Genomic DNA, 10,150 nt, shown 5'->3' on the forward strand with positions numbered 1-10,150 from the left:
ATCCGGCGCGAGATCGCCGAGCTCTCGACCAGCGACGAGCCGTGGAACGTGCCGGGGTACAGGCGCAGCTCGGTCGGCACCCCGGCGTGCGCGAGGCGGCGGGCGTACTCGAGGCCCTCGTCGCGCAGCGGGTCGTACTGGCAGGTCGTCACGAACGCGGGCGGCAGGCCGGACAGGTCGGTGGCGCGGGCCGGGGCGGCGTAGGGCGACACGTCCGCGCCGCCCGGTTCCGCTCCCAGGTACGCGGTCCAGCTGTAGATCGCGTTCGGGCGGTTCCACAGCGGGGTGTCGGTGTAGTCCGTCATCGACTCGGTGGCGAGCCGGTCGTCGACCTCGGGGATGCCGAGCAGCTGGAAGCACAGCCGGGGGCCGCCGCGGTCGCGGGCGAGCAGGGCGGTCGCCGCCGCGAGGCCGCCGCCGGCGCTCTCCCCGGCGATGCCGAGCCGTTCCGGGTCGATGCCCAGCTCGGTGGCCTTCTCCGCGACCCACCTCAGCGCCGCGTAGCAGTCCTCGACGGGAGCGGGGAAGGGGTGCTCGGGGGCGAGCCGGTAGTCCACCGAGACGATGACGATGCCGAGCTCGTCCGCGAGGCGCAGCACCTGGGCGTGGAACATGTCCAGGTCTCCGAGGACGAACCCGCCGCCGTGGACGTGGAGCAGGCCCGGCACCGGGCCCCGGCGGTTCGCCGGGGAGTACACGCGCACCGGCACGTCCGGCGCGTCGGACGGACCGGGCACCGTGATGTCGCGGACCTCGACGGGGTTCGCCGGTTCGTAGGCGGGCACCAGGTCCTGCAGCTGCGACTGCTGGGCACGGGCGGCCAGCAGCGCCTCGTAGTCCCGCAGCGCCGTCTGCGGCAGCATGTCGAGCCAGGGCAGCAGTTCGGGGTCGACGTCGTAGCTCATGGAGCGATCCTCGGCTCGGAACGGGCGTGCGGGCAGCCGACGGGTGGCGGGCGTTCGGGCCCTCGGACCAGCCACCTGTCGGGGCTATGGTGACGGGATGAGAGGCCTGCTGCTGAGGTTGTCCGGGCTGGACGCCGACGCCGAGAGCGCGGTGCGGGTGATCGGGTTCTTCGACCGCCTGATCACCGAACGCGCCGGCCTGGACGCGCTGGTGCGCAGCACGTCCGAGCTCGCCGGCTGCCCGGTCGGCCTGCACGCGCCCGGCCAGGGCCTCGGCCTGCGCGCGGACTCCGGCGGTGCCGTCACGACCGGCCCGGTGCCCGCGCGGGCGTCGATCCGCGCGCTGGAGGGCGGCGTGTGCGTCTGGGCGGCCCGCGAGGGCGACCCGGCGCCGCTGGACGACATGCTGCTGGAACGGTTCGCGATCGCCGCCGCAGTGCTGCTGGAGCACTCCAGCGTGCCGCTGCCGGAGCTCGGGGACCCCGCGCTGGTCGAGCTCGTGCTGTCGGAAAGCGCGGGCACGGCGGAACGGTCGCGCGCCCTGCACCTGCTCGGCATCGACGCCGGCAGCCCGGTGCGCGTGCTGGCCGCGACGGGGCAGGTGCCGGGCCGGTCCGTGGTGCTGGACCGGTCGGAGGCGCTGGGCGAGGTCCGCGCGGTGCTGAGCGCCGAGGTCCCGGAGGTGCCCGGCAGGCTCGGGGTAGGGCCGCTGCTGCCGGCGATCGACGCGGCGCGGTCGTGGCGGGCCGCGCGGACGGCGCTGCGGTACACCTCGGACGGCGATCCCGTGGTGTGGTGGGAGAAGCTCGGCGGCCTCGCCGTGCTCGCCGACGTCGGCCCGGCGGAGGTCGCGGCGCTGCCGGACGTGCGCGCGCTCGACCGGCTCGGCGCGGAACCGGGCATGATCGCGCTGCTGGACGCGTTGTGCGCCACCGGATCGGTGCGCAAGGCGGCCGTGCTGGTGCACCGCCACCACAGCACGATGACGACCCGGCTGACCCGCGCGGAAGCCGTCCTCGGGTTCGGGCTGGACGAGGCTCCCGGCCGGTTCCGGCTGCACCTCGCCCTGGTGCTGCGGCGGTTGCGGGACAACGCGGCTACCGGCTGACCGGCGCCCGCCACAGCCCCACGAGCGCGTCGACCAGCCCGGTGGCCGCGTCGTGCCAGCTCGCCCGCGGCGTCGGCGTGCCCTCGGCGAGCGCGCGCTCCCGTTCGGCGAACATGTGCACGAGCAGCTGCCGCGCCATGTCGTGGCGTTCGGCCCGCACGTCGTCCGGCAGGTCCGCGAGGCACGCGTTCAGGCCCGCCGAGATCCGCACCTGCGACGGCGAGGACCGCGTCTCGTCGACGATGATCGGCCGCAGCGTCGGGTCGGTCATCACCTGCGCGCCGAACCGCGCGAACCACGTCGGGCTGCCGACGGCGTCGAGGTGCTCGGTGAGCGGGAGGACGAGGCAGTGCAGCCAGTCGCGCAGGTCGGGCTCGGCGCCCAGTTCGGAGATCCGCCGCTGCCGGATCTCCTCGACCTGGGCGAAGTGCTTGCGCGCGATGGCCCGCACGAGGTCGGCCTTCGTGCCGAAGTGGTAGCCGACGGCGGTGTTGTTGCCCTGCCCGGCGGCCTCGCTGATCTGCCTGTTCGACACGGCCAGCACGCCGTGCTCGGCGAAGAGGCGCTCCGCCGCGGTCAGGATCAGCTCACGGGTGGCGTGCGCCCGCTCGGTCCGGGCCGGACTGTCGATCTTGCTCATCACGCCACCATCTTCCCCCTGGAGCCGGTCCGGACAACACGGACATCATCCGGCCGCTCCAGATTAAGTCAAGTGACTGACTTAGAATCGGTGGGTGCTCCTCGAAGAGACGCGTCCCGTGACGCGCCCCAACGTCGTCGTCGCCGTGCTCGCGATGGGCGGCATCGTCGTCTCCCTGATGCAGACCCTCGTCATCCCGCTGCTGCCGAGGTTCCCGCAGCTCCTGGGCTCGTCCCCCGGTGACACCACCTGGGTCGTCACCGCGACCCTGCTGGCCAGCGCGGTCGCCACGCCCGTCGTCGGCCGTCTCGGCGACATGGTCGGCAAGCGCCGCATGCTGCTCGTCAGCCTGGTCATGGTCGTCGTGGGCTCGGTGATCGGAGCGCTCAGCGACTCGCTGCTCCCCCTCGTCGTGGGCCGCGTGGTGCAGGGCATGGCGGTCGGGGTGATCCCGCTCGGCATCAGCATCATGCGCGACGAGCTGCCCCGCGAACGGCTGGCGGGCGCGACCGCGCTGATGAGCGCGTCGCTCGGGGTCGGTGGCGCGCTCGGCCTGCCCGCGGCGGCGCTGCTGGTCGAGCAGAGCGACTGGCACATGCTCTTCTGGACCTCGGCCGCGGCGGGCGCGCTGGCGCTGGTCGCCGTGCTGGTCTGGGTGCCGGAGTCGCCGGTGCGCAGCGGCGGCCGGTTCGACTTCCCCGGCGCGCTCGGGCTCTCGGTCGCGCTGGTCTGCCTGCTGCTCGGCGTGTCGAAGGCGTCCACGTGGAGCGGCGGCACGGTCACGGGCCTGTTCGCCGCCACGGCGGTCGCCCTGGGCCTGTGGGGCTGGTGGGAGCTGAGGTCCGCGCAGCCGCTGGTCGACCTGCGCACGACGGCCCGCCGCCAGGTGCTGCTGACCAACATCGCGTCGGTGTCGTTCGCGTTCGCCCTGTTCGCGCAGTCGCTGGTGCTGCCGCAGGTCCTGCAGCTGCCGGCCGGGACGGGGCACGGGCTCGGGCAGTCGTTGCTCGTCACCGGCCTGGTGCTGGTGCCGTCGGGCCTGGTCATGATGCTCATGGCACCGGTGTCCGCGCGGGTGTCCAACGAGCGGGGCCCGCGCGTCACGCTGATCCTGGGCGCGCTCGTGGTCGCACTCGGCTACGGCGCGGGCATCTTCATGCTGACCGCGATCTGGCAGCTCGTGGTGGTCTCCGCCGTGATCGGCGCCGGCATCGGCCTCGGCTACGGCGCGATGCCCGCCCTGATCATGGGCGCCGTGCCGGCGTCGGAGACGGCCGCGGCCAACAGCCTCAACACGCTGATGCGCGCGATCGGCACGTCGGTCTCGAGCGCGGTGGCGGGCGTCGTGCTCACGCAGGTGGCCGCGCCGGGCAGCTTCCAGCTGATCATGGGCCTGGGGGCCGCGACCGCGCTGGTGGCGGTGGCGATCGCGGCCTTCCTCCCGTCGGCGCGCCGGGTCAGCTGAAGAACCGCGTGATCTCGCGGGCGACGAGGTCCGGCTGCTCCTCGGCGAGCCAGTGGCCGGACCCGTCGACCCGGACGAGCTCGAACTGGTTCGCGACGGCTGGCAACGTCGCGGCGAACTGGTCGTAGGACGAGACCGAGGCGAGCCCGAGCACCGGCGGCGCGAGCTTCGCGTAGGTCTTGCCGTCCGCGATGTCCTGGTGGAACGCCTGGTACCAGCCGTTGGTCGCGCGGATCGCCTCCGCCGAGTCGTAGGCCCGCGTGTAGATCTGCCGCGACCGCTCGTCGATCGCGGCGGGCGTGAACGCGGTGTGGTCGAAGAGCCAGTCGGCCAGGTACCGGAACCGCCCGGTGAGCAGCTGCTCCGGCAGCTGCAGGACCTGGTTGAACGCGAACCACCACACGCTGAAGCCACCCGGCCGCGGCAGCAGCGGGATCTGGTAGAAGCTCTCGTCGGGGTGCAGCACGTCCATGAACGCGACCTTGTTCGTCGCGGCCGGGAAGTTGGCGGCGAACGCGAACGCGCTCATGCTGCCGAGGTCGTGCCCCACGACGTTGACCTTGGTGTAGCCGAGCTTGCGGATCAGCTCGTGGATGTCCGTGGCCATCGTCTTCTTGTCGAAGCCGCCCGCGGGCTTCTCCGACCCGCCCATGCCGCGCAGGTCGACCGCGATGACGCGGAACTTCGCCGCCAGCGCGGGCATGATCTTGTGGTAGAGCCACCACGTCTGCGGCCACCCCGGCAGCAGCACCAGCGGCTCTCCCGTGCCGCCGGTGACGTAGTGCAGGCGCACCCCGTTCACCTCGGCGTAGTTGTGCCGGAAGCCCGGGAGGTCGGGCTCCCGGTGCTTCGAGGCGTCCGCCCCGGCGGTTCCCGCCGTCGCGGCGAGCGCCGCACCGGCGCCCAGTGCGAACACGCTGCGTCTGTTCAGCTCCATGACCCCTGACCCCTGTCCGTAGCTCGGCGCGGACATCCGAACAAGCCGCGCTCGAACACCGGTGGAGTTCGGGGGAGGAGGTGCGCGGGACCGGGTCAGCCCAGCTCGGCGGAGTCGGTGAGCCGCAGCTTGCGCCGCGCCCGCTGGTAGAACGTCGTCATCCCGAGCCGCACCACGCGCGCGGCGGCCGCCCGGCCCCGCAGCGACACGCGCTGGCCCGGTTCGACGTGGCCCGCGACCATGCCGTCGACCTCGACGGCCAGGCGGCCGCTCGACGGCAGGAGGTCGAGGTCCACGTCGTCGTCGACGGACAGGACCACGCCCCGGCTGTAGGCGGAGTGCGGCGCCGCCGGGGTGACCAGCAGGGCCTCCACGGACGGGCTGGTGATCGGCCCGCCCGCCGAGAAGCTGTAGGCCGTCGAGCCGGTCGGGGTGGCGACGATGACGGCGTCGGCGGAGTAGCTGACGAACGGCTGCCCCGCCACCCGCACGGCCACGCGGGCGCTGCCCTGGCCGGGGGTGCGCACGACGGCGACGTCGTTGAAGGCGGTGATCTTCTGGTCGCCGAAGGTGGCGTCCACGGCGAGGCGGGGCTCGACGGTGAAGTCGTGGGCGTCGATGGCGGACAGGGCCGCGGGCAGGTCCGGCACGTCGACCTCGGCCAGGAAGCCGAGCTTGCCCAGGTTCACGCCGAGGACCGGCGCGTGCGCGCCGTCGGCCAGCCGCATGGCCCGCAGCATCGTGCCGTCACCGCCCAGGCTCACGACCAGGTCGGCGCGGCGGCCGAGCTCCTGCGCCGAGACCGGGGTGGCCTCGCAGCGCAGGCGCTGGATCTCGTCGGAGATGCCGAGGATCTCCACGCCGCGTTTCGCCGCCCAGCCGAGCACGGCCTCCACGGCGGCGGCGGAGTCTCGTTGCGGGTGCAGCACCAGGCCGGCGGCGTGCACGTCAGGTCGTCCTCAGTCGCGTCACCCCGTCAGTCTGCCGAATTCCCACGGGTCGTGTGCGCTGAAGAGCGTGACCTCGGCGGAGTGGTCGCGGGCGAGGGCCCTGAGCGCGGCCTGCGTGCCCACCCGCCGGTCGTGGTCGACCGCGGACCTCGTCTGGATGACGTCGAAGAGCGGGTGCGGTTCGGGGTCTTCGTCCAGTTCGCGGTGGTAGTAGTAGGCGTCGCCGCAGTGCAGGAGCCACCGATCGCCGTCGTGGACCGCGACGCCCGCGTGGCCCGCGCTGTGTCCGCCCAGCGGGACCAGCCTGATCTCGGGCAGGTCGGCCGGCCGGACGGCGTCGAAGCCGAACCACCGGTCGTTCGTGGACTCGTGGGCGCGCCACCGCGGACCGTGCGTCCAGTGCGCCGGGCGGTAGCGCAGGCTCGGTGCCTCCCGCAGCGCCGCCTCCAGTTCACCGGCCAGGACGTGGACCGCGGCGCCCAGGAAGTCGGGGAGTCCGCCGCAGTGGTCGACGTCCAGGTGCGTGAGGACGACGTGGCGGACGTCCGTCGCGTCGAAACCCATGCGTTCGATCTGGCGGATGGCGGTCTCTTCTTCTTCGAGCGCCGGTTCGACCTGGGCGACCCAGGACGGGTCGAGGGTGCCGGCGGGATCGCGGACGTTGCCGAGACCCAGTCCGGTCTCCACGAGCACGAGGCCGTGGTCCGTCTCGGCGAGCAGGCAGTGGTTCACGGCCGGGATGCTCGGCAGGCCCTCGCGCGTGGGCTCGACCGAGCGCATGGAACCGCAGTTCAAGTGGTGGATCCGCATGGCGGTGATCGTGCGACTTGAAGCGCGGTTCAAGTCAAGGCGCTACCGTCGCACCCGTGCTGGACATCGCCGAGGTCGCGGAGAAGTCGGGGCTGGCACCGTCGGCCCTGCGGTTCTACGAGAAGAAGGGCCTGCTCGCGCCGAGCGGCCGCAACGGGTTGCGCCGCACCTACGACCCGGAGGTGCCGCCACGCCTGACGATGATCACCTGCGCCCGCCGGGCCGGGTTCACCATCGCGGAGATCAGCCGGTTCTTGGTCGCGATGCCGGGCGACGCCGCCACTCGCGCCAGGATGGCCGAGAAGGCGCGGCTGCTCGAAGAGGACATCGCCCGCTTGCAACGCATGCGTGACAGCCTCGACCACGCGGCCACGTGCACGCACGAGCCGTTGGTCGAGTGTCCGGACTTCAAGCGCGCGCTCAGGCCCTGAGCTCAGCCGCAGAAGTCGGTGATCGTCCGCGTCAGCACGTCGGTGAGCCGGTCGAGCGAGGCGAGGTCGACGTGCTCGGTGGCGGCGTGGGCGCCCGCGCCGTCGACCCCGAACAGCAGGCAGGGGATGCCGGCCGCGGCGAGCAGCGCGCAGTCGGTCCAGAACGGCTCGGCCCTGATCACCGGCGGCTCGCCCAGGTTCGCGACCAGCGTGCGCACGACCTCCGCCCCGGGGTCCGCCTCGAACGGGTCCCTCGCGAGGCCGCGGGTGAGCGTCGCGCGGAAGTCGGGGACGGTGTCGCCCAGGTGGGCGAGCACGGCGCGCAGCTCGTCCTCGGCGTGCTGCGGGGTCTCGCCGGGGACCGTGCGGCGTTCGAGGGTGATCCGGCAGCGCGACGGGTAGGTCGAGGCCTCCTCGCCGCCACCGATCAGCGACGCGTGGACGGTCCCGGTGCCGAGCAGGGGGTGCCGCGGCCCGGCCGCGAGGTCGTGGCCGAGCCGTTCCAGCGCCACGAGGAAGTGGCCGGCCTTGGCGATCGCGTCCACGCCGAGCTCCGGCCGCGAGCCGTGGGCCGCCCTACCCTCGACCTCCACGTCGAACCAGACGAAACCCTTGTGCGCCAGCGTGACCTCGAGGTGGCTGGGCTCGGTGACGATCGCCGCGTCGGCGGTGAAGCGCTCCAGCACCTCGGCCGTGCCGGAGCTGCCGTGTTCCTCGTCCGCGACGCACGCGACGATGACGTCGCCGCGCAGGTTCGTGGCGTTCGCCGCGGCGACCATCATCGCCGCCACGCCGCCCTTCATGTCGAACGTGCCGCGGCCGAACATCTTGCCGTCCCTGATCTCCGGCCGCAGCGCGTCGCCGTCGTAGCCCGCGAGGCCGACGGTGTCGACGTGACCGTTGAGCATCAACGACTTCCCGCCGCCGCTGCCCTGGCGGACGGCGACGACCGACGGCCGGCCGGGCCGCCGTTCCAGGCGGTGGACCTCGAAGCCGCGGGCGGCGAACCAGCCGGAGCAGAAGTCGGCGATCTCGCGCTCCCCGGCGCCGCCGGGGACGAGGTCGGGGTTCACCGAGTCGAGGGAGACGAGCCGGGCGAGCAGGTCACGTGGGGTCACGGGCGTCCTTCCGTGCTGATGAGAACGACGGTGGCGAGGTCGGCGAACTCGTGCCGGGCGGCGCGCAGCCCGGCGAGCGGTGCGGCGCCGCACGGTCCGGAGTGGACACCCAGCGCGTGCAGGTCGGCCATCGCCTTGGCGCAGTCGGCGTCGGAGATGGCGACTGCGGCGTCCAGGCCGTCGCGCAGGAACGGCCAGGAGGTGGTGGACGGCGTGCCGCAGTTGAGGCCGGCCATGACCGTGTCCGCGGTCGGCACGGTCGTGAGCTTGCCCGCCCGGAGGCTCGCGAGGACGCAGGCGGCGGTGTCGGGTTCGACGGCGAGCAGCCGCGTCCGGGAGGCGCGCCCGCGGTAGTGGGTGACCACGGCCTGCGCGAACGAGCCGACGCCGACCGGGACCACGACCAGGCCGGGTTCGTGGCCGAGCTGCTCGTCGACCTCGTGGCAGAGCGTGCCGTAGCCCTCGACGATCCAGCCCGGGACCTCCTCGTAGCCCGGCCGGCCCATGTCCTGCACGAGGACCCCGTCGGCTTCGGACGCCCGTTGGACCGCGTCGTCGTAGGTGCCGTCGACGCCCGTGACCTCGGCTCCTTCTTCCTTGATGGCCTCGATGGCGGGCTGCGGCACGGTGTGCGGCACGAAGACGTGCGCGCGTTGGCCGTGCATGGAAGCAAAGCGGGCAACGGCACGACCGTGGTTGCCGTCGGTCGCCGTGGTGAGCGTGACCTGTCCGGTCCGGCCGGTGAGGACGCGGTGAACGGCCCAAGAGGCGCCGAGGGCCTTGAACGCGGGCAGGCCCAGGCGGGAAGATTCGTCCTTGACGAACAGGCGGCCGGCCCCGAGCTCGGCGGCGAGGGCGGGGAGCTCCGTCAACGGGGTGGGCGCGTAGCCGGGCAGCCGTGCGTGGAACTCGCGCACCCCGGCGGGCGCGGGCGGGCACGTCCAGTCCCGGGCGTGTGGCTGCGAGAACATCATGCGCACCAGCGTGGTGGTGGCGCGGATCATCGGTCCAGCGCACGTTCCCGATCTGTACCGGTGGGAGAATTCGACGAATCGCGGAGGTTACCGGTGACCGAGGACGAGCTGATCGTCGAGTTCGCGCTGACCCGCCTCGACCACCCCGGGCTCGACCTGGAGGAGGTCGCCGGGCTCGTGGTCCGCCGGGTGGGGCCCGAGCGGATGCTGGAGTTCGCGGGGCTGACCCTCGCGCACCGCGACGAGCTGCGGGGAGCGGTGTTCCCGGCCGCCGTCGAGCACGTGCTGCGGGTCGTGCTGACGCTGCGCGGGCCGCGGGACTAGAGACCCCGCACGGCCTCCCTCGTCAGTTCGACGACGCGCACGGCCAGCGGGGACAGCGTCCGGTTCGCCTGCCAGGCCAGGTGGATCTCCCGCGGTGCCAGGGCGGGAGCGAGCTCGTGCGTGCACAGCACGTCGTCCGGTTGCAGGTCCAGCGCCAGGGCCGGCATCACCGCGAGCCCCATGCCCGCGCGCACCATCGAGAGCACGCCCCGGTTGTCGGCCGTGCGGAACACGACCAGCGGCCGGACGCCCGCCTCGGCGTAGACGCGTTCGACGCGGGCCTGGTCGCAGATCGGCGGCTGGGCGACCACCGCCGCGCCGTCGAGCGCCGCGAGCGGGACGGGCCCGCCGGTGAACTGGCCCCTGCGCGCGACGAGCACGTACGGGTCGTCGAGGAGCTTGGTCTGCTCGACGTCACCGGTCAGCCGGCCGTCGAAGAACACCAGGTCCAGACCTTGCACGTCCGGCTGGTCGGTCTCCTCCTAGAC

The 10,150-nt window shown here is 73.3% G+C and carries 12 protein-coding genes; 4 read left to right on the plus strand and 8 right to left on the minus strand.

Going from position 1 to position 10,150, the window contains the following annotated elements; all coding sequences use genetic code 11:
* The coding region (locus ACFWGZ_RS35260; RefSeq protein WP_382455923.1) for an alpha/beta hydrolase at positions 1-905 on the minus strand (905 nt) is incomplete at its 3' end.
* Positions 906-1,002: 97 nt separating this feature from the next.
* Between ACFWGZ_RS35260 and ACFWGZ_RS35265 the strand changes: the two genes are divergently transcribed.
* On the plus strand, positions 1,003-2,013 hold the full coding sequence (locus ACFWGZ_RS35265; RefSeq protein WP_382455924.1) for a helix-turn-helix domain-containing protein: 1,011 nt from the start codon (positions 1,003-1,005) through the stop codon (positions 2,011-2,013).
* Here ACFWGZ_RS35265 and ACFWGZ_RS35270 read toward each other — a convergent pair.
* The gene (locus ACFWGZ_RS35270; RefSeq protein WP_382455925.1) at positions 2,003-2,653 is read right to left on the minus strand and encodes a TetR/AcrR family transcriptional regulator; all 651 of its coding nucleotides are present in this window, start codon (positions 2,651-2,653) and stop codon (positions 2,003-2,005) included. The two genes, ACFWGZ_RS35265 and ACFWGZ_RS35270, sit on opposite strands and share 11 nt — an antisense overlap.
* A 154-nt stretch (positions 2,654-2,807) precedes the next feature.
* On the opposite strand from ACFWGZ_RS35270, the gene ACFWGZ_RS35275 reads away from it, so the two are divergent.
* Complete coding sequence (locus tag ACFWGZ_RS35275; RefSeq protein WP_382455933.1) at positions 2,808-4,118, plus strand: MFS transporter; 1,311 nt, start codon at positions 2,808-2,810, stop codon at positions 4,116-4,118.
* On the opposite strand, the gene ACFWGZ_RS35280 is transcribed toward ACFWGZ_RS35275, so the two are convergent.
* From ACFWGZ_RS35280 to ACFWGZ_RS35290, 3 genes are all read right to left on the minus strand, one after another.
* A complete protein-coding gene (locus ACFWGZ_RS35280; protein ID WP_382455926.1) occupies positions 4,111-5,055 on the minus strand; it encodes an alpha/beta fold hydrolase in 945 nt (314 codons plus the stop codon). The genes ACFWGZ_RS35275 and ACFWGZ_RS35280 overlap by 8 nt on opposite strands.
* A 95-nt stretch (positions 5,056-5,150) precedes the next feature.
* Positions 5,151-6,002 carry an NAD(+)/NADH kinase gene (locus tag ACFWGZ_RS35285; RefSeq protein ID WP_382455927.1) on the minus strand — a complete coding sequence of 284 codons (852 nt, stop codon included), beginning with the start codon at positions 6,000-6,002 and terminating at the stop codon, positions 5,151-5,153.
* 21 nt (positions 6,003-6,023) lie between these two features.
* The gene (locus tag ACFWGZ_RS35290; RefSeq protein ID WP_382455928.1) at positions 6,024-6,815 is read right to left on the minus strand and encodes an MBL fold metallo-hydrolase; all 792 of its coding nucleotides are present in this window, start codon (positions 6,813-6,815) and stop codon (positions 6,024-6,026) included.
* A 56-nt stretch (positions 6,816-6,871) separates the two neighbouring features.
* Here ACFWGZ_RS35290 and ACFWGZ_RS35295 point away from each other — a divergent pair, with 56 nt between their 5' ends.
* The gene (locus ACFWGZ_RS35295; protein WP_382455929.1) at positions 6,872-7,246 is read left to right on the plus strand and encodes a MerR family transcriptional regulator; all 375 of its coding nucleotides are present in this window, start codon (positions 6,872-6,874) and stop codon (positions 7,244-7,246) included.
* Positions 7,247-7,248: 2 nt separating this feature from the next.
* On the opposite strand, the gene ACFWGZ_RS35300 is transcribed toward ACFWGZ_RS35295, so the two are convergent.
* Positions 7,249-8,364: a M20/M25/M40 family metallo-hydrolase gene (locus ACFWGZ_RS35300; protein WP_382455930.1), complete on the minus strand. Its 1,116-nt coding sequence runs from the start codon at positions 8,362-8,364 to the stop codon at positions 7,249-7,251.
* On the minus strand, positions 8,361-9,368 hold the full coding sequence (locus ACFWGZ_RS35305; RefSeq protein ID WP_382455931.1) for a pyridoxal-phosphate dependent enzyme: 1,008 nt from the start codon (positions 9,366-9,368) through the stop codon (positions 8,361-8,363). The genes ACFWGZ_RS35300 and ACFWGZ_RS35305 overlap by 4 nt, the downstream gene beginning before the upstream one ends.
* Positions 9,369-9,431: 63 nt before the next feature.
* Here ACFWGZ_RS35305 and ACFWGZ_RS35310 point away from each other — a divergent pair, with 63 nt between their 5' ends.
* Entirely contained in the window at positions 9,432-9,662 is a 231-nt protein-coding gene (locus tag ACFWGZ_RS35310) for a hypothetical protein (RefSeq protein WP_382411568.1), read from the plus strand.
* Here ACFWGZ_RS35310 and ACFWGZ_RS35315 read toward each other — a convergent pair.
* Positions 9,659-10,123, minus strand: a complete 465-nt coding sequence (locus tag ACFWGZ_RS35315; protein ID WP_382455932.1) for a LysR family transcriptional regulator substrate-binding protein — start codon at positions 10,121-10,123, stop codon at positions 9,659-9,661. The two genes, ACFWGZ_RS35310 and ACFWGZ_RS35315, sit on opposite strands and share 4 nt — an antisense overlap.
* Positions 10,124-10,150: the final 27 nt, after the last annotated feature.

The organism is Lentzea sp. NPDC060358 (assembly GCF_042725365.1).
Taxonomy (GTDB): domain Bacteria; phylum Actinomycetota; class Actinomycetes; order Mycobacteriales; family Pseudonocardiaceae; genus Lentzea.

Bases quoted from the DNA above. Each gene is read 5' to 3' on its own strand.
- ACFWGZ_RS35265 (WP_382455924.1), top strand. From the start codon at position 1,003: ATGAGAGGCCTGCTGCTGAGGTTGTCCGGGCTGGACGCCGACGCCGAG.
- ACFWGZ_RS35280 (WP_382455926.1), bottom strand. From the start codon at position 5,055: ATGGAGCTGAACAGACGCAGCGTGTTCGCACTGGGCGCCGGTGCGGCG.
- ACFWGZ_RS35290 (WP_382455928.1), bottom strand. From the start codon at position 6,815: ATGCGGATCCACCACTTGAACTGCGGTTCCATGCGCTCGGTCGAGCCC.
- ACFWGZ_RS35305 (WP_382455931.1), bottom strand. From the start codon at position 9,368: ATGATCCGCGCCACCACCACGCTGGTGCGCATGATGTTCTCGCAGCCA.
- ACFWGZ_RS35270 (WP_382455925.1), bottom strand. From the start codon at position 2,653: ATGAGCAAGATCGACAGTCCGGCCCGGACCGAGCGGGCGCACGCCACC.
- ACFWGZ_RS35275 (WP_382455933.1), top strand. From the start codon at position 2,808: ATGGGCGGCATCGTCGTCTCCCTGATGCAGACCCTCGTCATCCCGCTG.